The organism is Limnohabitans sp. (genome assembly GCF_031539105.1).
GTDB lineage: Bacteria > Pseudomonadota > Gammaproteobacteria > Burkholderiales > Burkholderiaceae_C > Limnohabitans.
Map to the genome: position 1 here is coordinate 36,818 of NZ_JAVKLM010000017.1, position 22,314 is coordinate 59,131.

23 protein-coding genes are annotated in these 22,314 nt (G+C 49.4%); 10 read left to right on the forward strand and 13 right to left on the reverse strand.

The genetic code is table 11. The annotated features are described in order from the left end of the window. Position 1: 1 nt before the first annotated feature. Entirely contained in the window at positions 2-997 is a 996-nt protein-coding gene (locus RMR24_RS04110; RefSeq protein WP_310613818.1) for a tripartite tricarboxylate transporter substrate binding protein, read from the reverse strand. Positions 998-1,104: 107 nt separating this feature from the next. On the opposite strand from RMR24_RS04110, the gene RMR24_RS04115 reads away from it, so the two are divergent. Continuing rightward, positions 1,105-1,989, forward strand: coding sequence for a LysR family transcriptional regulator (locus RMR24_RS04115; protein ID WP_310613819.1), 885 nt, complete (start codon positions 1,105-1,107; stop codon positions 1,987-1,989). Positions 1,990-2,054: 65 nt separating this feature from the next. Here the strand turns inward: RMR24_RS04115 and RMR24_RS04120 are convergent, their stop codons facing one another. The 10 genes from RMR24_RS04120 to catA form a co-directional block, all read right to left on the reverse strand. Further along, positions 2,055-2,771 (reverse strand): ABC transporter ATP-binding protein, encoded by a 717-nt coding sequence (locus tag RMR24_RS04120; RefSeq protein WP_281888286.1) that lies wholly within the window; start codon positions 2,769-2,771, stop codon positions 2,055-2,057. 1 nt (position 2,772) lies between these two features. Continuing rightward, on the reverse strand, positions 2,773-3,528 hold the full coding sequence (locus RMR24_RS04125) for an ABC transporter ATP-binding protein (protein ID WP_310613820.1): 756 nt from the start codon (positions 3,526-3,528) through the stop codon (positions 2,773-2,775). Next, positions 3,525-4,544 carry a branched-chain amino acid ABC transporter permease gene (locus RMR24_RS04130; protein ID WP_310613821.1) on the reverse strand — a complete coding sequence of 340 codons (1,020 nt, stop codon included), beginning with the start codon at positions 4,542-4,544 and terminating at the stop codon, positions 3,525-3,527. Before RMR24_RS04130 ends, RMR24_RS04125 begins: the two co-directional genes overlap by 4 nt. A gap of 1 nt (position 4,545) precedes the next feature. Continuing rightward, positions 4,546-5,430, reverse strand: a complete 885-nt coding sequence (locus tag RMR24_RS04135; protein ID WP_310613822.1) for a branched-chain amino acid ABC transporter permease — start codon at positions 5,428-5,430, stop codon at positions 4,546-4,548. 63 nt (positions 5,431-5,493) lie between these two features. Then, complete coding sequence (locus RMR24_RS04140; protein ID WP_405023306.1) at positions 5,494-6,666, reverse strand: ABC transporter substrate-binding protein; 1,173 nt, start codon at positions 6,664-6,666, stop codon at positions 5,494-5,496. A gap of 98 nt (positions 6,667-6,764) precedes the next feature. Continuing rightward, entirely contained in the window at positions 6,765-7,541 is a 777-nt protein-coding gene (benD, locus tag RMR24_RS04145; protein ID WP_310613823.1) for a benzoate diol dehydrogenase BenD, read from the reverse strand. A gap of 5 nt (positions 7,542-7,546) precedes the next feature. Further along, complete coding sequence (gene benC / locus RMR24_RS04150) at positions 7,547-8,572, reverse strand: benzoate 1,2-dioxygenase electron transfer component BenC (RefSeq protein WP_310613897.1); 1,026 nt, start codon at positions 8,570-8,572, stop codon at positions 7,547-7,549. Between the two features lie 19 nt (positions 8,573-8,591). Continuing rightward, positions 8,592-9,083: a benzoate 1,2-dioxygenase small subunit gene (gene benB / locus RMR24_RS04155; protein WP_310613824.1), complete on the reverse strand. Its 492-nt coding sequence runs from the start codon at positions 9,081-9,083 to the stop codon at positions 8,592-8,594. Then, positions 9,083-10,444 (reverse strand): Rieske 2Fe-2S domain-containing protein, encoded by a 1,362-nt coding sequence (locus tag RMR24_RS04160; protein ID WP_310613825.1) that lies wholly within the window; start codon positions 10,442-10,444, stop codon positions 9,083-9,085. Before RMR24_RS04160 ends, benB begins: the two co-directional genes overlap by 1 nt. A 114-nt stretch (positions 10,445-10,558) precedes the next feature. Further along, a complete protein-coding gene (gene catA, locus RMR24_RS04165; RefSeq protein WP_310613826.1) occupies positions 10,559-11,494 on the reverse strand; it encodes a catechol 1,2-dioxygenase in 936 nt (311 codons plus the stop codon). A 358-nt stretch (positions 11,495-11,852) separates the two neighbouring features. Here catA and RMR24_RS04170 point away from each other — a divergent pair, with 358 nt between their 5' ends. After that, the gene (locus tag RMR24_RS04170) at positions 11,853-12,890 is read left to right on the forward strand and encodes a LysR family transcriptional regulator (protein ID WP_310613827.1); all 1,038 of its coding nucleotides are present in this window, start codon (positions 11,853-11,855) and stop codon (positions 12,888-12,890) included. Positions 12,891-12,909: 19 nt separating this feature from the next. Here the strand turns inward: RMR24_RS04170 and RMR24_RS04175 are convergent, their stop codons facing one another. Next, positions 12,910-13,887, reverse strand: coding sequence for a tripartite tricarboxylate transporter substrate binding protein (locus RMR24_RS04175; RefSeq protein WP_310613828.1), 978 nt, complete (start codon positions 13,885-13,887; stop codon positions 12,910-12,912). A gap of 545 nt (positions 13,888-14,432) precedes the next feature. On the opposite strand from RMR24_RS04175, the gene RMR24_RS04180 reads away from it, so the two are divergent. From RMR24_RS04180 to pcaF, 8 genes are all read left to right on the forward strand, one after another. Then, a complete protein-coding gene (locus tag RMR24_RS04180; RefSeq protein WP_310613829.1) occupies positions 14,433-15,104 on the forward strand; it encodes a twin-arginine translocation pathway signal protein in 672 nt (223 codons plus the stop codon). A gap of 22 nt (positions 15,105-15,126) precedes the next feature. Then, positions 15,127-16,296: a muconate cycloisomerase family protein gene (locus RMR24_RS04185; RefSeq protein WP_310613830.1), complete on the forward strand. Its 1,170-nt coding sequence runs from the start codon at positions 15,127-15,129 to the stop codon at positions 16,294-16,296. A gap of 29 nt (positions 16,297-16,325) precedes the next feature. Further along, positions 16,326-16,604, forward strand: coding sequence for a muconolactone Delta-isomerase (gene catC / locus RMR24_RS04190; protein ID WP_310613831.1), 279 nt, complete (start codon positions 16,326-16,328; stop codon positions 16,602-16,604). A gap of 73 nt (positions 16,605-16,677) precedes the next feature. Continuing rightward, positions 16,678-17,601 (forward strand): tripartite tricarboxylate transporter substrate binding protein, encoded by a 924-nt coding sequence (locus RMR24_RS04195; RefSeq protein WP_310613898.1) that lies wholly within the window; start codon positions 16,678-16,680, stop codon positions 17,599-17,601. 10 nt (positions 17,602-17,611) lie between these two features. Then, on the forward strand, positions 17,612-18,382 hold the full coding sequence (locus tag RMR24_RS04200) for an alpha/beta hydrolase (RefSeq protein ID WP_310613832.1): 771 nt from the start codon (positions 17,612-17,614) through the stop codon (positions 18,380-18,382). A gap of 43 nt (positions 18,383-18,425) precedes the next feature. Beyond that, positions 18,426-19,142 carry a 3-oxoacid CoA-transferase subunit A gene (locus RMR24_RS04205; RefSeq protein ID WP_310613833.1) on the forward strand — a complete coding sequence of 239 codons (717 nt, stop codon included), beginning with the start codon at positions 18,426-18,428 and terminating at the stop codon, positions 19,140-19,142. 11 nt (positions 19,143-19,153) lie between these two features. Continuing rightward, positions 19,154-19,798, forward strand: a complete 645-nt coding sequence (locus RMR24_RS04210) for a 3-oxoacid CoA-transferase subunit B (RefSeq protein WP_310613834.1) — start codon at positions 19,154-19,156, stop codon at positions 19,796-19,798. 52 nt (positions 19,799-19,850) lie between these two features. Continuing rightward, positions 19,851-21,053 (forward strand): 3-oxoadipyl-CoA thiolase, encoded by a 1,203-nt coding sequence (pcaF, locus tag RMR24_RS04215; protein ID WP_310613835.1) that lies wholly within the window; start codon positions 19,851-19,853, stop codon positions 21,051-21,053. A 326-nt stretch (positions 21,054-21,379) separates the two neighbouring features. On the opposite strand, the gene RMR24_RS04220 is transcribed toward pcaF, so the two are convergent. Beyond that, positions 21,380-21,952, reverse strand: coding sequence for a site-specific integrase (locus tag RMR24_RS04220; protein ID WP_310613836.1), 573 nt, complete (start codon positions 21,950-21,952; stop codon positions 21,380-21,382). Positions 21,953-22,314 lie beyond the last annotated feature (362 nt).

The following is a 22,314-nucleotide window of genomic DNA, read 5'->3' on the forward strand; positions in this document are numbered from 1 at the left end:
ATCACTGGGGCTGCAAGTCGATCGATTTCGCGATAGCGCGGAACTGTGCCGTGCCATCCACATAGGCTTTATCCACAGCCTTCAAGGACAAAGGCTTGGCAACCAATTGACTATTGGCTGCCAGACCACTTCTGACGGCAGGATCTGACAGCGAATCAGTGATCGCTTTGTGAATGACTTGAACCACAGGTTCAGGCGTGTCTTTTTTCACAAAGTAGCCTGTCCATATGTTGAAGGTGAAATTCTTGAGTGACTTGCTTTCGCTGATCGCGGGGTAGTCTTTGACCGACTCCAAGCGCTCGCTGTTGAGCATGGCGAGCACTTTGAGCTTGCCTTGCTTTTGCAACTCCTCATAAGCCTTGCCAAAGGGGGCCAAGAAGATATCGACTTGGCTGCCCATCAAATCTTGGTTTGCAGGTGCCGCGCCTTTGTAGGGCACATGCGTCATGGGAATGTTTGTCACTTTGGACAAGTGCTCACCCAGCAGGTGATAAAAACTGCCAGGCCCGACGCTGGCGTAGGTAATAGGGCGGCCTGCTTGTGCTTCTTTTTTAGCGTAGACCAAAAACTCGTCGATAGAGTTCACAGGCAAATCTTTGCGTGCTAAAAATGCAATTTGTGCCGTGGCAATCATTTGCACCAGACGGAAATCCTCACTCTTGAACTTCACGGCAGAAATGGCCAAAGGTGCCAAGATCAACTCGTTAGGCGAGCCTTGAAAAATGATTTGACCATCGGCCGGTGCGTTCAACACTTTTTGTGCAGCGATGGAGCCACTGGCACCTCCCAAGTTGTCCACGATCACGGTTTGTCCCAGATTTTTGGACAGTGTGTTGTTGACCGTGCGTGCAATCACATCAGACAAGCCGCCTGCTGGGTAGGGCACTAACAGTGTGACGGGTTTGCTTGGGTAAGCATCTGCTTGGGCTGATGCTGCAACAAACAGGCTGCATAGCACTGTGAGTAGATTCAGAGTTGTACGGCGATGGAATGTCATGGGTTGTCTCCTTGTTGATATGAGTGAATCGTAAGAAGTGATGCTTTGTATGTCCAATGCATAATAATTAATGAATCCATAATTTAAATGCATTGATTGGAGGGGCTATGACTTTGGTGCAATTGCGACATTTTTTAGAACTAGCCAACACAGCTTCGTTCAGCAAGTCTGCTGTCAAATTGCACTTGAGTCAGCCTGCGTTGAGTCGAAGCATCAAGTCCATAGAGGACGAGTTTGGTCATCAACTCTTTGACCGTGTGGGGCGAAAAATTGAACTCACTGCATTTGGGCAGTACTTCTATGCGCAGGCACGCGACTTAGTTGACCGTGCTACCAACTTGAAGCAAAGCAGCAATCAGTTGCTCAGTGGTCAAACGGGTAAGGTCAGAGTCGGTTTGGGGTCTGGTCCTGGCGCGCTGCTAACGGCGCCTTTGTTAAGGTATGTTGCCAGTGAGTTCCCAAAAGCCCATCTAGAAATTGCAAGGGGTCATACAACTCTGTTGGTTCAGGCTTTGCGTGATCGGCAGCTCGATGCGCTGGTGCTGGACATTCGGTCCTTGAATCCGTCCAGCGACCTGGAGGTGGAAAGTTTGTGCGAACTGCCAGGTGCATTCATGTGTCGCAAAGACCATCCTTTGAGCAAAGCGCGTCAAGTCACGTTGGCAATGCTCAAGGAATATCCAATTGCCTCGACGCCCCTGAGCGATGAGGTCGCTCGCATCCTTGTGGATCGTTATGGCGCAGATGCGCATCCTGATGTTTTAGTCAATGTGCGTTGCGATGAAATTTCAAGTTTGCTAGATGTTGTGCGATCGACAGATGCCATCTTGGTCGCTGTTCGATCTTTAGGACCAGACTTAGTGGCCCTCAAGATGTCGCCTGAATTGAATGCAACGGCAAAGTTTGGCTGGGTGTCACTCAGGTCCCGCAGTGAGTCACCTTTGTGCGGCTATTTACGCACGGCTACAAAAGAAATATTGAGTGGGCATTAGTCGTGCCCCACCAGATCATCAAGACACCACATGATGGCAAGCGACGTCTTGATTCACTAGAACTTTTAAACGCCAAGTAATTTGGGTAAGGTATCGTCAACTGCCACTTGGCTAGACGGTCCTGCAAGTGCCACTAAACCTTTTTGCAGCACGATTGCTTGATCGCTGTGAGCCAACACACGACGGTAGTCGCGGTCAACAATGAGCGTCGCAATGCCACTGTCGCGGATGTTGGCAATCACGTTCCAAATTTCATTCACGATCAAGGGCGCTAAGCCTTCAGTGGCTTCATCCAGAACAATCAAGTCAGGGTGCGTCATCAAGGCCCGTCCAATGGATAGCATTTGTTGCTCGCCGCCTGAGAGCTGGTTGCCCATATTGCTTAGCCGCTCTGTGAGACGTGGAAAAGTTTGCATGACGCGGTCAAAGGTCCAATCTTTTCGGCCGTCTGTTCCGGGGCGCGCAGACATCAACAGATTTTCTCGCACCGTCAGATTGGGAAAGATGCCGCGGCCCTCAGGCACATAGGCAACGCCCAAACGTGCGACTTGGTGGGGTTTGAATCGGGAGGCATCTTCACCAAACAGTGTGATCGATCCCTCGCGTTGCGTGAGATGACCCAACAGCGTTCGGATCAGTGTGCTTTTACCCATGCCATTTCGCCCAAGCAGGCCCATGGTCTGACTGCGCTGAATCTTGATATCAATGCCATGCAGCACATGGCTTGACCCATACCAGGCATGCAAGCCTTTAGCGTCGATCAAATAGTCGTTGGTTGTCATGTCAGTGTCCTTCCCCAAGGTAAGCGTTGCGAACTTCAGGGCTCTGACGAATAAAGGCTGCATCACCTGAAGCGATCTTGACGCCGTTGACCATCACCGTGATGACATTGGCAATGCGAAACACCGCATCCATGTCGTGCTCTACCAACAAAATGGCGTGCTCAGCACGCAGGGTATCGAGTAGCTTGAGCATTCGGTCGGTCTCTTCTGCGCCCATGCCCGCAAGTGGCTCATCGAGCAGCAGCACTTGTGGTTGAGTCGCTAAGCACATTGCGATTTCAAGTTGACGCTTTTGACCATGCGACAGCATGTTGGCTTGACGATCGAGCATGTGTTCTAAACCTGCACGGCTAGCGGCATCGTGTGCTGCAGCCTGGGTCACCGGACACGCATTGGCTGATTGCCACCAAAGCCAAGGTTTTTGTGATTGGGCTTGGGCAGCCAATCGGCAGTTTTCGAAAACCGTGAACGTTGGGTAGATCGTATTTCTCTGGTAGCTACGACCTAGGCCCGCACGGGCACGACGCGCTTGCGTCCACTGCGTCACATCTTGCCCCATCAAATGCACTGAACCGCTGGAGGCTGGAATCTCCCCAGACAGCATATTGATCAGCGTTGACTTTCCTGCACCGTTTGTGCCGATAACGGCATGCACAGTGCCACGTGTTAACTCAATGGAGACATCGTTGACTGCAATCAGACCACCCCAACGACGCGTGATGTTGCTACCGCGTAGCAAAACTTCCGATGACTTCATGATTTACCTTTCGAGATGGTCAGATCACTCAACTCTGAATCATCTGACTGCAACCCAATCAAACGGGTTTTTAGTTGGCCTGGAAGACTGACCAGCCCATTGGGTAAAAGTGCGACTGTTGCAATGATGGTCAGACCAAGTCCTAAATGCCAGTGCTTGGCAAACTCACCAAACACAGACTCTGATTTGAAAAATTCTTGCAACAGCGCAAATGCAAAGGCACCAACAAGTGCGCCACGCAGATGGCCAAGGCCACCCAGAATAATCATCACCAAGACCGCACCTGATAAGTGCCAGCTCATCATCTCGGGGTTCACAAAACCGTCTTTCACTGCGAACAAAAAGCCAGCCAAACCTGCGATTGCGCCAGATAGGGTGAACGCTGCCAACTTGTAGTTGTAGGTAGAAAAACCAGTGGCGAGCATGCGTTGCTCATTGACCCGGATACCCGCCAATGCTCTACCGAATCGAGAGCGCAAAAGTACCGCTAAAAATACAAAGACTAGAAAGAGACAAGCCAAGGTAAAGAAATACATCGACGTTGGAGAGTCAAGATGGATGAGGTCACCCAAGACGGGCTTGATGTTGAGATAAATGCCATCCGATCCGCCGCCCAGTGGTGTGTCATGCACTACAAAGTAGGCCATCTGGGCAAACGCCAACGTCACCATGATGAAATACGCCCCCTTGGTTCGTAACGACAGGGAGCCAACCACAAAGGCATAGACTCCTGCAGCTAGGACAGCTGCCGGCAACAGCCACACCAGCGATGCGGCTTCGGTGTCTGAAGACGCGCGAACCGCCATGTATGCTCCAATTCCAAAGAAAGCGGCTTGGCCAAAACACACCAAACCAGCTCCTCCCACGATCAACTCAAGGCTCAGTGCCAAGATGGCGTAGATCATGATCTTGCTCATCAGATCAATGCCGAAATTCCCGCTTAACCATGGAAAGCATGCAAGCGATAAAAAAAACAGCACGACAAAAGTGAGTTTTGTATTTTTTTTGTCAGTCATCTCATCCTCCCACTTTAAAAAGACCATTTGGTTTCCACAGCAGGATTCCAGCCATCAAGAGATAAATCAATACGCCTGACGCTTGAGGCAAGAGAACCTTGCCGAAGGTATCGACCACGCCGATCATCAGTGCCGCAGCCAGTGCACCTTTGATAGATCCAATACCGCCAATCACCACCACGACAAAGCAGATGATCAACACTTGGTTGCCCATGCCCGGATACACCGAGGACACTGGTGCTGCCACCATGCCGGCTAACGCTGCAATTGCCACACCTGCAGCGAACACCACTCGGTATAAAAACTGAATGTCAATACCTAGCGATTGCACCATCTCACGGTTACTGGCACCCGCGCGAATCATCATGCCCAGACGGGTTCGAGTGAAAACAAAAAACATCGCCAATGCCAGCCCTAAGCAGACGGCTGAAACGAATAAGCGATAAATGGGATAAGTCATGACCTCGCCCAGTTGCAGTGAGCCCGCTAAGAGGTCCGGAACCTGAACACCATGCACATCGTCACCTACCAGTAGACTACGAAGTTCCTCAAATACGAGAATCAGACCGTATGTCATCAACACTTGCTGTAAATGTTCACGGTCGTAAAGGTAGCTATAAAACGCCCATTCCAAAAAATAACCCAACAGAACGGACAGCACCAAGCCAACAAATAGGACTGCAAAGAATCCCCCCCCAAAGGTGCCACTCACGATAGGTGTCAACGCGTAGGCCATATAAGCACCAATCATGTAAAAGCTACCGTGCGCCAGGTTGATCACGCCCATGATGCCAAAGATGAGTGTCAAACCTGAGGCGACCAGAAACAGCAATAAGCCGTACTGCACCGCATTCAGACACTGAATGAGAAAGTTTGTGAGATCCATATAGGTGATGCGTTGCGTCCTTTCCAGAGTTGGGAAGGACTGGTGTATGACGAAAGGCCGAAATTAGATGCGGCAACCAGTTGCAGGGTCTTCAAGCGCCTTGCTAGCAACGCCAATCACCTTGTTTTCCTTGCCAGAAACTTGGCGCAAGTACATGTCCTGAATGGGGTTGTGTGCCTTGGATATTGTGAATTTGCCGCGCGGACTATCGATGGTGGCTTTGGTCAATGCAGCGGCAAAGCCTGCTGTATTTTTTGCGTCACCTTTGACTGCAGCCAAACCGATGCCCAACATTTGCGCAGCGTCGTAACCTTGGACGGCATAAACATCGGGTTGCATTTTGAAGGTCTTCGCATAGGCCAGACGGAAAGCATTGTCACGTGGGGTGTTTAAGTTGTCCGCGTAATGCAGCGATGTCAACACACCTTCTGCAGATGCACCTTGAGCTTCCAATGTGCCATCAGTCAGAAAGCCAGTGCCAAAGAGCGGGATACTTTTCTTCAATCCAGCACCGTCATAGTCTTTGACAAACTTCACGGCACCGCCGCCAGCAAAGAACGAGAAAACAGCATCAGGTTTTGCGGATGCAATTTCAGTTAACAACGACTGAAATTCAACGTTAGGGAATGGGAGCGATAGTTCTTTGGTGACCTTACCCCCAGATTTTTCAAAGCCTTCTTTAAAACCTCTGGCCATCTCGTCACCGGCGGCGTACTTCCAAGTGATGGTGGCTGCGGTTTTATGACCTTTAGCCGCCATCGCTTGACCAATCGCGAAACCTGGCTGCCAATTGCTGAAGCTGCTGCGGAAAATGTTCACTGCACACATTGAGCCTGTGACTGCATCCGCGCCGCCGTTGGGATTGATCATCAATGTGCCAGTGCCCTTTGCGACGCGAGCCATTGCCATTGCAACGCCTGAGTGCACGCTACCTATTAAAACGTCCACGTTGTCTCGTTTGATCAGTTTGTTGACGTTATCAATCGCTTTAGATGGATCGGACTCATCGTCGACTTTGAAAAATTCCACTTCTCGTCCACCGAGCTTTCCTCCCTGTTCAGCGAGGTGTAGTCTGAATCCATTTTCAATGGCAGTGCCCAATGCGGCAAACGTGCCAGTAGCGGGCAACATGAGGCCGATCTTGAGTTTTTGCGGGGTCTGTGCCATTGCCAATGGCATAGTGAGCGTGACGGCAGTCGCGATCACGGCGCGGCGTGAGAGTTGTGAAATATTCATGAGTTTTGTCTCCTAGGATGTGCCGATCAGTGACGGCTTTTTTATCAACGAAAATTGGAATGGTGGTGTCAATTGGTTATTCGCACGGATGAAATGCATCAACCTTGGTCGCCACCACCGACAGGTAGGACCGTGCCAGTGATGTAGGACGAGCGGTCTGAAGCCAAAAATAAAATGGCCTCGGCTTGCTCGTCGAGCGTGCCGTAGCGCTTCATCAAGGTGCTAGAAATGGTTTGATCGACAATTTCTTGGTACCAAGCTTTATCTTTGCGACCCAGATTTGACGTGTTGCGTGGAATGCGACGTGGGGGTGCTTCTGTGCCACCAGGTGCTATCGCGTTGACGCGAATACCACGCTCACCGTTTTCGAATGCCAAGCATGCAGTCAATGCGTTGACGCCACCCTTCGCTGAGCCGTACGGAACGCGGTTGACGCTGCGTGTCGCGATTGAGGACACGTTCACAATGGCGCCCTTTTTTTTCTTCAGCATGTAAGGCAAGACTGCACGGCAGCTCCACAGCGTAGGAAATAGCGAGCGTCGTACTTCGGCTTCGATCTCTTTGGGGTCATAGTGCTCAAATGGCTTGGTCCAGATGGTTCCGCCGACGTTGTTCACCAAAATATCGATGCGACCAAACGCCTTATGAGTTCTCTCTGCCGCTTGTTCTGCGCCCTCAAATTGCTCAAGGTCTGCTTCAATGGCAATGACCTCGGTGATGGCGGACAGCTGCTCGCGTACTTCTTGAACGAATGGCGATCTGTCAACAAGCGCTAAGCGTGCGCCTTGCGCTGCTGCAAGCTCAGCAACACGCTGGCCTATGCCTTGCGCAGCGCCTGTGATGAGCATGACTTTGCCTGCAAATTCTTTGTTCATATGGGTTACTCCGAAATAGTGGTAGTCGTATTGGGTGTGAACTTCTCATAATGAAAACTCACGGGACTCAAGGCGATGTCTTTGAAATGTTTTTGCACGGCATCCACCATAGGGGGCGGACCGCACAAATACACATCGACATCCCCGTCATGCAAGATATCTGGCGACATGTATTGCGTGACAAATCCTTGTTTCTTATGGCTTGTTTGCGGGTCAGCCACGCAGGTGGTGAAGGTGAAGTTGGGTAGGCGTTCAGCAAAATTCGCCAATCGATCGACCATGACTAAATCTTGATCACGTGTGACGCCATAGATCAAATGAATCGGCAGAGCGTGCGCTTGTTTCTCAAGGACTTCAAGCATTGACAAAAACGGCGCAAGCCCAGTGCCCCCTGCTAAAAAGAGCAATGGTCGAGTGGGAGTTCGCAGATAAAAGCTGCCCATAGGCCCTTTGATGTCAAGCGTCTCGCCTGACTGGGCGCGATTGAGCCAGCCGCTCATCAGTCCCCCAGGAACTTGCTTGACCAAGAAAGTCATGCGAGCGCTACCCGGTGCTGAGCTGAACGAGTAAGACCGGTGTTGAACACTACCTGGAACACCAATATTGACGTATTGGCCTGGCAAAAAGGCCGGGGCATCCGATGGGGCACCCAGTACCAACTCATAGGCAGCATCGCCAAGCGAGGAGACCTCAGCCAATGTTGCGGAGAACTGGGCCGTGCCAGTTTTACAAGCAGTGGAGGGCACGGGCACCGAGATGACGCAATCTGAACTAGGAATCATTTGACATGTCAGAACCAAACCCTCATTGGCTTCATCTTGTGTCAAGGCTTCATCAATGTATTCATCGCCCATGTCGTACGAGCCACTTTCTGCTCGGCATTTGCATGTACCACACACACCATCCGAGCAGTCCATAGGCAAATTGATGCGATTTCTGAAAGCACTGTCGAGCACTTTTTCGTCTGCGCCACACTCGATGAAGCGTGTGACGCCATCCTCGAAGTTCAAGGCTATTCGATAGCTGGTCATCTTGTGAGCCCTTTTTATCTTAGATGTGATAGATGTCAATGACTTGGTTGATGTAGTCATTCTTTAAGACAATCTTTTTGCGCGTGATTTGGAAACTGCCGTCGCCTATCACCTTCAGTGTTAAAAAGATCGAACCAAAAAAATGATCTGTGATCTTGTAGCGGTGGCTCAACGTGTGGAAGTTGTATCTGACGTCCAGTGAGTCACCACGGTCAGCCAAGATCTCCACATTGCTGACCATGTGATTGGTGCGTGGTTCGGGCATGGAAGCACTGGAGCGCTCCGTCTTGATGCGAAACACCCGATCCTCCAAACCATTGCGATTTGGGTAGTAAATCAGTGAAATCTCACTTTGTGGATCTTCTGTCAACTGATCGTCATCATCCCAAGATGGCATCCAGAATTGAACTTCTGGCGCATACATATCCAACCAAGCATCCCACTCACGGTCATCTAGATGACGCGCTTCTTTGAATAAAAATCCGCAAACATCACTGAATTTATTGCTCATCACTTAACTCCTTCTCGCTCTTTGGTCAGCGCTTTTTTCATGCTTTCTGCCCAATAGTTGTGTTGACAAACGAACAGGCCTTCGTCTTCACTTCGACTCCCACTGACCAGTGGTGTCATACCCATATTTCGTGCGTTTTCATCTGGGCCATGCACCCAAAGCGGTGCGCCGCGACTCAAATCATTCCAAGGCGCAGCCTTAGCGGCATAACCTGTTTGACAAGAGCGAAATTCCTCGAGGTCATCTGCTGTTCCCATACCCGAGACGTTGAAAAAGTCTTCGTACTGACGAATACGGGTAGCCCGGCTTTCGGCGCTTTCGCCCTTAGGTGCGAAACAGTAAATCGTGACTTCAGTCTTATCTACGCTGATGGGTCTTGTGACTCGGATTTGTGTCGAAAACTGATCCATCAAATACACGTTTGGATACAGGCATAAATTGCGTGTTTGGTTCACGATCAGCTCAGCCTTGGCCTCTCCAAGGCGATTTTTGAGTTCTTCACGATGGTCATAGACAGGACGCACTTCTGGGTTCATGGTCTTCGTCCACAGCAGGATGTGGCCGTTTTCGAATCCGTACACACCACCCACGCTCTTACTCCAGCCATTTGCATCGACAGCCTTGGTGCCACCATCTTTGCGTCGTCCCATCGTCGCGGCGTAATTCCAATGGACAGAGCTGACGTGGTAACCATCGCTGCCGTTTTCCATTTGCAGCTTCCAATTGCCGTCGTAGGTGTAGGTTGAGCTACCACGCAAAACTTCCAGTCCTTCCGGTGCTTGATCAACGATTTGATCGATCACGACTTTCGTTTCACCTAAAAACTCTTGCAGGGGCTGCACGTCAGCATTCAAGCTGCCAAACAAGAAGCCTTTGTAGCTTTCAAAGCGAGCCACTTTCTTAAGGTCATGTGAACCGTTGGTGTTGAATTGGATGGGGTATTCCGTGGTCTTTTCGTCTTTGACCTTCAGTAACTTGCCCGTGTTCGCGAATGTCCATCCATGAAATGGGCAGGTGAAGCTGCCTTTGTTGCCGTGCTTGCGGCGGCACAGCATCGCGCCTCTGTGTGCACACGCATTGATCACAGCGTTTAAGCTGCCATCTTTGGTACGTGTAATGACGATGGGCTGTCGGCCAATATTGGTTGTGAAGTAGTCATTGATCTCTGGAATTTGGCTTTCATGCGCCAAGTAAATCCAGTTGCCTTCAAAGATGTGTTTCATCTCGAGTTCAAAGAGATCCGCGTCAGTAAAAATATCGCGACGGCAACGAAAAACACCGTTTTCCTGATCGTCTTCCAAGGCGCTGTTCAATAAGTTTTCAACGTCGGCATATTTGTCGACGGATACGTTCGTATTCATGGGGTGTTTCCTTTGGGTAGGGGCATCCGCCGCAACTCAGATTGCGGTTTTTCGTCTGTCGTTGTGCCCAGGTGGTGCCAAATGAAAGTTATTCGGAACCACCTCGGTTGAAGATCAGGCTGCTAGGCGAGGGCGCTCGACGATCTGGTTGTCAGCGCCATTGACCAAGGGGCTTAGCGTCATGTCGAATTTAATTTCACAGAACGGACCACTCAGGCCATGCTCTTTCATGCTGGCTTCGTCCTCGTGCTCAATGACTGGGGGGACCAAGCCATCTCGGGTTGCATAGGCGAAGTCATCATTCACCAATGGGTCACCGTCGATGTTGATTTGCGTGGTCAACTTGCGGTGGCCATCTGCTGTGACAAAGAAGTGGATGTGTGCAGGGCGATTGCCATGGCGACCCAACTGATTCAGCAGCGCCTGAGTCGGACCGTCGGGTGGGCAGCCATAACCCACTGGCAAGATGCTTTGAAACTTGTAACGTCCCTGTGCATCGGTCATGATTGTGCGGCGCATATTGAAAGCCTTTTGCTCGCCCGTGGGGTCAAAGTGAGAGTAGAACCCCTTGGTGTTAGCGTGCCAGACTTCAACCGATGCGTTGGAAACAGGCTTGCCGTCTGCACCGAACACAGTACCGTGCATGATCAGAGTTTTGCCTGCTGTATCGCTGCCATCATCTAATCGTGTGAAGCCATGAGCGACAGGTGCACCGGCGACGTAAAGAGGTCCTTCGATCGCACGTGGTGTGCCGTTGGTCAAGCCAAGTGCAGCGTCTTCCGCGTCCATTCGCATGTCGAAATAGCGGTCCAGTCCTAAACCCGGTGACAGCAAGCCTGCCTCGCTTTGTGCGCCAAGCTGATTCAGGTAAGCGACGCCGGCCCAGTATTCATCTGATGTGATGTTCAAGTCTTCGATAGCCTTAAACAGGTCAGACAGAATGCGATGAATGATGGTTTTGGTGCGTGGGTTTCCGCCTTTTTGCGTCAGGCCACTTGCCAGCTTTAAAAAATCTTGAACTTCATTTGTTTTGAAAATTTGTACGGTCATGCTTATCTCCTAGAGGTTGGTCTTACTTGGTTACTTTGGATCGATGTGAAGCTAGCTTCACAGTTCTGAAAAATCACGTCTAACAGCCATCGTGCTTTCTGATGACTTGCCAAGGCGTAGGGTGTGCAGGTTTGCGCCTATGTCCTTGATCAAAACAAATCCTGCTTGTGTAAACAATGTGATTTGTTTCGTTGGATAGTGAGGCGCTCGTTGCATGGGGTGAATTAAATGGCAGTGCCATCAATTCATCCAATACCAAATTCATGTATGGCGATACCTTTTGCGTATAGTGAGGAGTTTTTGTGTTAAAAATCAGCAACTTACATCACGCCATATCTCGCAGGTATGGATTACCCTAATGGATCTTCGTCAGTTACGTTATTTCGTAGCGGTTGCCACGACAAAGAACTTCACGCGTGCAGCTGAGCAAATGCACATCGCACAGCCACCACTGAGTCGGCAGATTCAGCTGCTTGAGGAGGAGCTCGGAGTTCTGTTGATTCAGCGCAGCAGCAGACCCCTGCGCTTGACCGATGCAGGACGGGTTTTTTACGAAGAGGCCTTACAGGTGCTTCATCGGGTCGAACAAATGAAAGCGGGTGCCAAGCGCGTTGGCCAAGATCAACGCCAATCCATTTCAATTGCCTACGTCGCATCGACTTTGTACGGCGGCCTTCCTATGTTGATTCGTATGTTTCGCAAGCGCTACCCCGAAACAGACATTCATTTGGTCGACCTGAGTTCGGTCCATCAGATCGCAGAGCTCAAATCAGGGCGTATCGATTTGGGATTCGGGCGAATTAGAACTGGCGACACATCAGTTGCTCGCGTGGTTTTAAGGGAGGAACGTTTGGTGCTTGCCTTACCCCCAAGCTCCCCATTAGCGAAGGCACGTGGCAGGATCAGTCTGAAGGAGTTGGTCAATCAGAACCTGATCGTTTTTCCCAAGGATCCGCGGCCCAGTTATGCAGACCACGTCTTGAGCTTGGTTCACGATCAAGGCATTCAGCTCGGTGAAATTCACGAAGTTCGTGAGATACAAGCCGCTCTGGGTTTGGTGGCATCAGAAATGGGGGTGTGCATTATTCCTGCAGCGGCTCGCGTGAGGTCCGATCTGGTGTACCGCGTCATAGACGATGAGCGTGCGACTTCTCCGATCATTTTGAGTCATCGTCTCAACGACGATTCTTGGTATATCCCTGCCATCAAAGAACTGGTCGTGGCAATGTATGCCGAGAATCCGCCATGGTTGGACTTAGAGAACAACGAATTTCCGTCCATATTCGGTAAAGAGACACCCATCACGACAATCAAAAAAGTTAGTAGGCTAAAAGATAAACATAAGATTCTTCCATCCAAGTCAAAGACTTCCAATGCAAAAAAAGCTACCTCCTGATGCATTGGAAATTGATTCATCAGTCCAGTGTGGCGCCAGAAGTTTTGACGCGCTCAGCTTGTACCTTAAAGTCTCTTGATAAAAAGTTTTTGTACTCCATTGGGGATGAGCCAACTGCTACGTACGAATAGGCATCTATATTTTCTTTTCGGAAATTAGGTGCAAGTAGCACCTGGCGAACATCGTTAGCAATTTTTTCGACAATTGCTTGCGGAGTACCTGCTGGAGCTACCAAACCGATATTGAATACTGCATTGATATCTTTTATCCCCGCCTCCCTAAATGTTGGTACGTCTGGTAAAGCTATGCTGCGAGTCTCTGATGAAATTGCAAGCGCCTTAAGTTTTCCAGATTTAACATGTTGCTCAATTACTGACACTCCAAGTACTGCTGCATCGACTTGTCCTGCAATGATTTCTGGAATCAAGGGTGCGGCGCCTTTGTAAGGCACGTGAATCATTTCAAGCCCCTCCTGTTTTTCAAACATTGCCATAGGCAAATGAGTGATACCACCGGCACCGGAAGAGCCAAAACTAATCTGCTTGTCATGGTTGTTTTTTGCCATCTTTATGAACTCTTTCATTGAGTTGGCTTTCGATGATTGGGGTACGAAGAACATCATCGGCACGCTGATAAGACGGGAAATAGGAGCGAAGTCCTTTTCAGCGTTGTAGGGAAGCTTTTTATACAAGTGCGGATTCATCGTCAACGCAGCTTCAGTAGCTGCGAACAATGTATACCCATCTGGAGCACTCTTAGCAACGAATTCTGCGCCAATAATTTCGTTTGCCCCTGTTTTGTTGACCACAACAACAGGTTGATCCCAAATTTTGTTGAGTTGATTGCCTAGTGCTCGACTTAAATTGTCAACGGGGCCACCGGGAGAGTACGGTACGACGATCGTTACAGGTTTTTTTGGGTAAGTTTGTGCAGGGGCGCTTGAACAGATTGCTGCAAGCATTATGGTTATCAAGGCGATTTTTGACTGTTGATGCATGTGTGTTCCAGTTGAGCGATGTGTGAGGTTTCCATAGTGAACAAGAGCTTTAGGCTGAAGCACAAGTAATGTGCTCGCTTCAGAATTGTTCGAATGCAAGATAGCTTTTGAACTAAGAAATAACAAATGAAATTGTTGATATCTACTATTCGAATACTTCGAATGCTTTCCTCGTGATTCTTCTGAAGCAAATCAACTCTGTAATTTCTTTGAATCCTTTAGTCGATGTAGCCAATCGGCTTGTCATTCATGAAGGTTTTTTGCAATGCAAAGTTGTTTGCGCACTTTGCAGAGATGTCCGCTTGAAGCGCGTAACTGAACAGAACCCTCCGATTCAAATTCATGAAATGCGGAATGCGGAATGCGGAATGCTCTTTTAAACGTTCGATGATGACGAACGGTTATATAGAAATAAATCATTTGATGAATTTAATTTTGGCAAATAGTATTGCTGTGTCAATGTATTGAATTCTGTCTTCAATTCAAAAATCACTTGACCTTTGTTCAAAGAATGCACCCGTTAACCCATTTGTGAGAAAACAAAAATGAGCAATCAAAGCGAATCAATTCCAAGCCGTCGTGGGTTCTTGAAGACAGCTATGACATCCGCTGCAACTTCGGCTGGGGCAGTAGTCGGCACAGCTAATGCCGCACAGCAATGTGCCGTCACTGGAGGCGATATCTTGGGACCGTTTTATCGTCCCGATGCAGCAATGAGTGCGACCTCAATCATTCAACTGGTTAAGCCTGAAGAAAAGGGCCGCCACATTGTTCTGACTGGACGCGTATTGCGTCCTGATTGCAAAACCCCCGTTGTGAATGCAATTGTGGATGTTTGGCAAGCGAATGCCGAAGGCATGTATGACATCAAAACACCAGACGAAGTCATTGCTCCGGCAAATTACTACATGCGTGGTCAAGCGCGGACAAACGACAAAGGTGAGTTCATCTTGCAGACCATTGTTCCTGGCAAATACCGTATTCCTCCAGGTTTGGAAAACTTTGAGAAATTTGAAGGTTACTTGCGTCCAGCGCACATCCACTTAACAGTGACTCACCCCGTTTATCTGCCCCTGACTACTCAGCTGTACTTTAATGGTGACCCACAAATTGCCAAAGATCCTTGGGCTAAGCACTCCAAGAACATGGTCAAGATGAACAAAGACCAAGGCACTTTCGAGGTCGTGCTTGGTAACACGCCTCCTCATAAATCTTAATCAGACGACAGACCTAGACGCTATGCCTCAAATCATCTCGCTGCAACCACGCATCATCGATATTCCAACAGTCCGGCCTCATAAGTTGTCCTTTGGCGCCATACAGCAACAAAGTTACTGCATTGTGCGGATCGAGTTGTCCGATGGCGCGGTGGGGTGGGGTGAGGCGGCCACCATTGGTGGTGCGTCTTGGAATGAAGAATCTCCTGAAAGCATCTTGCATGCCGTCAAGGCCTATTTGACGCCAGCGGTTCTCAACCAAGAGGCAGGTGGGTTTGAATCGATCTTGCAGCGGATGGACAAGAGTTGCCGCGGCAACTACTTCGCTAAGAGTGCCGTTGAGATGGCGCTCATTGATGCAGTTGCACGGTCTAATGATTTGCCAGCTTGGCAGTTGTTGGGTGGGAAATTGCACGAGCGCTTGCCTTTGGCTTGGACTTTGGCTACGGGTGATGTTGCCAAAGATTTAGAAGAAGCTTACCGAAAGCTAGAAGAGCGACGTCACCGCATTTTCAAAATCAAAATTGGCGCACGTTCACCGCAAGAGGATGTTGCACTGGTCAGTGCCATCGCGCGTGAATTGGCTGGTAAAGCCCGATTTACTGTGGATGTGAATCAAGCTTGGGATGGCAATACGGCCCGACGATATGTGCCTGAGTTGGCGGATGCAGGCGTCGACTTGATTGAACAGCCTGTTGCTAAGTCGAACATCGAAGGTTTAGCTTCGTTGGTTGATATGCAGATGCGCACGCTCATCATGGCTGATGAGAGCGTTTGTACGCCACAGGATGCGCTCATGTTGTCAAAACAAAACGCATCACACGTTTTTTCATTAAAGGTGGCAAAGCATGGAGGTTTGCTTCGGACACGCAAAGTTGCTGCGCTTGCCGAAGCTGCTGACATTGATTGGTATGGCGGCACGATGCTAGAGACATCGCTGGGCAGCGCTGCATCGGCGCATGTTTTCTCGACCCTCACAGGTAAACACCATGGTTGCGAATTGTTCGGCCCGCAATTGCTGGTTGATGACATTGTCGAAAAACCGATGCTTGTTAAAGACTTTGACTTGCATATTCCAGATGGTCCTGGATTCGGCGTGACGATTGATGAGAAAAAGCTCGATCGCTTCGACCGATCAAAGCAAGGCTTGAACCCCACACATTTTGATCTTGGACGCCAATACGCATCCTGAAGTCAGCCAATCAACCCAAGGAGAAATTAATGTTGTATCTCGTGCGCATGGATGTTCGTATTCCTACAGGCTCAGACCAAAAACAGATGGATGAAATTAAGGCTCGCGAAAAAGTGTATTCGCAAGAGCTGCAGCGTGATGGACGTTGGGTCCATTTGTGGCGTGTCGTGGGTGAATACGCCAACTACAGCGTGTTTGATGTGAGTTCAAACGATGAGTTGCATCAGCTTCTTTCGGCGTTGCCTCTGTTTCCATACATGGAGATCCATGTCACGCCTCTGGCTCAACACCCATCTTCCATTGCTTGAGGTCATGATGAAAATTCATAAACTAATTAACAACATCAGCTTGAAATTTCTTGCTATTGCAGCCTACAGCTGGATGGCAATCTCACCTGTACATGCGGCCTATCCAGAGAAGCCCATCCGTTGGATTGTTCCGTTCCCACCTGGTGGTGCCATGGATAGCATTGCTCGTTCTGTTGGAGAGCAGCTGTCCCGCAAGTTTGGCCAACCTGTGGTGATCGAAAACAAAGCGGGTGCAGGTGGAAACTTGGGTGTTGACTTCGTGGCCAAGTCACCTGCCGATGGTTACACAATGGTAATTACATCCATTGGTATGGTGACGAACCGTCACCTCTACTCAAAGTTGAGCTATGACCCAATCAAAGACTTTGCGCCAGTGTCGATGCTGGCTGTTGTACCCAACATGCTGGTGGTCAATCCAACGAAGGTGAAAGCAAAAAATCTGCGTGATTTGATTGCTGAAGTTCGGGCAAGGCCCGGAAAGCTGACCTATGCATCGGCTGGTAACGGAACTTCGATCCATCTAGCTGGTGAGTTGTTCACATCCATGACCGGTCTGGACATTCAGCATATCCCTTATCGAGGTAGTGGCCCTGCTGTTTCTGATTTGCTGGGCGGACAAGTGGACATGATGTTCGACAGCGTTTCATCAGCGCGTCCCTATGTACAAGCTGGCAAGTTGAACGCGTTAGGCGTCACCACTTCAAAGCGTTCAACCGCGATGCCAGAAGTGCCAACCATTGCAGAGGCTGGCGTTCCAAGCTACGTGCTTTCGCCGTGGTTTGGTGTTTTCATGCCAGCAGCAACGCCGCCCGACATTGTGAAATTCATGAATGCGGCGTTGATCGAGGTGATGGGCCGTACTGAAGTCAAAGCGCGCTTCTCCGTATTAGGTGCGGAAGCGATTGGCACTACACCAGAAGCATTTGCCTCTAGTTTGGTTGCTGAAAGTGCGAAATGGGAAAAGCTCATTCGCGAAAAAAATATTCAGCCTGACTGAAAGAGAATGAATGTCTGATATTTACTCAGTTCAACTTTCAGATGGGCCAGGATTTCCAGTTGTCGTGAGCCATGCCTTAGGTCTTGATCATTCAATGTGGTCGGGCTGGATAGATGCCCAAAAAGGACAACGTCCAATATTGGCCTATGACCATCGTGGGCAGGGTCGATCTAAGCTTGGCGTGCGGCCAATTGATTTAGGCCTCTTGGTGGAAGACGCAGCAACACTCGTCAACGAGTGGAAGCGTGGGCCTGTCGTCTTCGTAGGTCTTTCGCAAGGCGGTATGGTTGCGCAAGGATTGGCGATTCGTCATCCTACTTTGGTGCGTGGACTTGTATTGGCTCACACCGTCGCGAATTATGCACCTGCAGCGCAAGCTGCTTGGAGGGAGCGTATCGCTACTGTGGAGCAGCGCGGAATATCAGCTGTCGTCGACCTGATTTCACAGCGGTATTTGTCTGAAGATTTTCGAGCAACTAACCCCCAAGTCACAGATGCACTTCGAGCTCAGATTTTGTCTAATGATGCAAAAGCATATGTTGCAAATTGCCAAGCAGTTGCAAATGTCAATTGGTTGAATGATTTGAAATTGATCAAGAGCCCCACCTTGGTTCTTGCTGGGGCGTTAGATATGGGGGCAACGCCAATGATGGCAGAGGCGATACATCATGAAATTACAGGTTCGCAGCTAGAGATTTTTGAGCATGCCTCCCATCTCAGCCCACTTGAGCAACCCGAAAAATTCCAACGTGCTGTGAGTGACTTTCTAAACAGTCTATAAGTTTATTTCTCAGCCTATTTGAATTCAAGAATTTTATAAAAAAATGATCAACAAAATATGCAAAAGTATTCCCGACGCTTTGTCCGGAATCAAAGACGGGTCGACAGTTCTTATCGGTGGATTTGGAACTGCAGGAATTCCAAATGAACTCATCGATGGGTTGATTGAACACGGAGCTCGCGAACTGACCGTGGTGAACAACAACGCTGGCAATGGAGACACCGGACTGGCAGCCTTGTTAAAAGCGGGACGCGTGCGAAAAATTATTTGTAGTTTTCCGCGACAAGCAGATTCATTCGTCTTTGATGAGCTGTTTCGAGGTGGGAAGATTGAACTAGAGCTTGTGCCGCAAGGAAACTTGGCTGAACGACTTCGTGCTGCTGGCGCTGGTGTTGGTGCTTTCTACACGCCAACTGGCTTCGGAACAGAGCTGGCATTGAATACAGATGGAACACCAAAAGAGACGCGTCGTATCAATGACAAAGACTACGTTCTTGAGTATCCAATTTACGGGGATGTTGCTCTGATCAAAGCTGAAACTGGCGACCGTTGGGGTAATCTGACGTTCCGTAAAGCTGCGCGCAACTTCGGTCCCGTCATGGCGACAGCAGCCAAATGCACTATTGCAACTGTTCACGACGTGGTTGAACTCGGAAAGATGAATCCCGAATCGATCGTGACTCCTGGAATCTTTGTTTCTCGAATCGTCAAGATTGAGCGCGTAGCTACACAAGCTGGCGGCTTTAAGCAAACTGCATAAGGAGAACCTGCATGAGTAATTACACAAAACGAACAAAGCAAGAGCTTGCTCAACGAGTTGCGCAGGATATTTTCGATGGCGCATATGTAAATCTTGGTATAGGTCAACCAACGCTGGTTGCGAACTACTTGCCAGAGGGTATAGAGGTTGTCCTGCACAGTGAAAACGGGATCCTGGGGATGGGGCAAGCGCCGTTGGCTGGAGAGGAAGATTACGACTTGATCAACGCTGGTAAGCAGCCTGTGACATTGTTAGCCGGAGGTTCTTATTTCCATCATGCAGACAGCTTTGCCATGATGCGTGGTGGTCATCTCGACATCAGTGTTTTGGGTGCATTTCAAGTGTCTGCGACTGGTGATCTTGCCAATTGGAGCACTGGTGAAGTAGGTGCAATTCCGGCAGTGGGTGGTGCAATGGATTTAGCGGTTGGAGCCAAACAGACTTGGGTCATGATGGACCTACTCACTAAAAAAGGCGAGAGCAAGGTTGTTAAAGAGTGCACATATCCCCTCACGGGATTGGGCTGCGTCAAGCGCATTTACTCTGATCTGGCAACGTTGGAATGCACAAGTGGAGGTTTGAAGCTGATCGATAAAGTCGATGGTTTAAGCATGGAAGGGCTTGAACGACTCATCGGTCTCTCAGTTCACGCCTGATGAACAAAACCACGACTGAATTGTTGAAGAAAAAATTTTTAAGAGAACTGATATGACTGAAGCCTATATTTGCGATGCAATTCGTACCCCCTTTGGACGTTATGGTGGCGCATTGAGCAGCGTACGTGCTGATGATTTAGGCGCTGTGCCTATTAAGGCGCTGATGGAGCGCAATTCAACGGTTGACTGGTCCAAAGTGTCCGATGTGTTTTATGGGTGTGCCAATCAAGCGGGTGAGGACAACCGTAACGTGGCTCGTATGTCTGCGTTGTTGGCGGGCTTACCTATGGAAGTACCCGGCGGCACCGTCAATCGTTTGTGCGGTTCCGGTTTGGATGCCGTGGGCACAGCCGCACGAGCCATCAAATCTGGTGAAGCTTCCTTGATGATTGCTGGCGGTGTCGAGAGCATGAGCCGTGCACCCTTTGTCATGCCCAAAGCCGAGAGCGCGTTCAGCCGCAACAACGCGGTGTACGACACGACGATTGGTTGGCGCTTTGTGAATAAGCTCATGAAAGCGCAATACGGCGTAGACAGCATGCCTGAAACTGCTGAGAACGTCGCGGTCGATTACAAGATCGAGCGCGAAGCGCAGGACCAAATGGCCTTGCGCAGCCAGCGCAATGCATTGGCCGCTATTCAAGCTGGTCATTTTGCACGTGAAATTTGTGCTGTGACTATTCCGCAGAAAAAAGGCGATGCTGTGGTGGTGAGCCAAGACGAACACCCACGCGAAACCAGCCTAGAGTCGTTGACTAAGCTCAAAGGTGTGGTGCGACCCGATGGCAGCGTGACTGCAGGCAATGCCAGTGGCGTAAATGACGGTGCCTGCGCCTTGTTGTTGGCTAACGAAAGCAGTGTCAAGCAATACGGTCTTACGCCCAAAGCTCGCGTTGTGGGTATGGCGACAGCGGGTGTGGCTCCGCGTGTTATGGGAATCGGACCAGCACCGGCTACCGAAAAAGTGCTCTTACAGACAGGACTCACGCTCGATCAAATTGACGTTATTGAGCTAAATGAAGCTTTTGCTGCACAAGGCTTAGCTGTCTTGCGTATGCTGGGCCTCAAAGACGATGACTCACGAGTGAACGCTTGGGGTGGTGCGATTGCGCTGGGGCACCCATTGGGTGCATCAGGCGCTCGTTTGGTGACCACTGCACTCAACCGATTGCACACCACGGGTGGGCGTTATGCCCTTTGCACTATGTGCATTGGTGTGGGGCAAGGTATCGCTTTGATTATTGAAAGAATCTAATTTTCAATTTGGAAAATAAAGTTATTTGTCAAGATGTGACATTGTTACTGGGTAAAGCAACTATCAACGGGGATGCATCTAGAAAGCATCATCTCGGTAAAAGTTTACTGAAATGTCATGTCTTGCAAAGACACCGATCTATTCAATAGGCGAAATAACAAGTTCATTTGCCTACATCTTTAACGACAAAGACCGTTAGATTTTCGGATTGCATCCAGATCTTTATGATGGATTGTTAAGTGCCGACCTAGCCAAAGTTGTGGAACTGATGACTTTGGCTCACATGCCTGAGCTACGAGCTGAGTCTGCGCCGAGAAGCTAAGCAGTTAAACCAATTCGACAACAGCTCGCAATTGGCTGGGACTGCTGTACAAGTAAGTGGCAGTGGTTTGGATGCTGCGGTGACCAGCAAGCGTTTTGAGCAAGTGAATTGCTGTGCCTTTGTTAGCAAGGTTTGTGAGGAACGTTCTGCGTCCACTGTGGCTGCTTGCGCCTTCAAGCCCGGCACCTTCGTAAAGCAGGGCAAATGTTTGAGACAAACTGTTTGCACTAAATCCAGCTTTAACACTTTTTTGGCTTGCAAAGAATGGGTAGCTGCGCTCTATGCACTTTGCTTGATCAGCGTAGGCTTGCAACTCTGCTTTGAGCTTTGCACTTACGAACACAGTACGTGCATGACGGCCTTTCGTCATGTCGGGCAGCAAGCGGATCTCATCTTTTACTTGTCCGTCACTGTTTGTTACATCACTCCAACGCAAGCATGCAACTTCTCCAATGCGTAATCCTGCCCAGTGCGTGAGCAGCATCATTGAACGGTTACGCGCTGCGTATTTACGTGTATTGATGTAGTTGAGCACCTGATCGATATCAGTTGCTGAGAGTGTTTTTGCTTGTGCCATTTCGTATCTCCTAAATCATGTGTTTGCGTTAATTGCATTGTGTTTTCATATATTTATCTGGACAACCTGAGTCCGTCCAGAGTGGCGGGTTTCTGGGGTTGGAGCAGGGCGAAATGAACTGACTGTGGATAACTTTTTGGCGGTTTTTTTCTCCAATGATTTCAACGCTCAGACTTTGAAATCTACTAAAAGCTATGTTTTTCGTGATTTTTCTTGGATAACTCACACGCTCTGTGGATAACTCGCGCAGATTGCATAGCAAGCCCTACAAGCGCTGATCTGGGTTCTCAGCACTCAAAGTATTCGGGTTTGCAAATCGATGTGCTGTAGGGCTTTTAAACGCGTCGAGTTTTGCGCTTGAG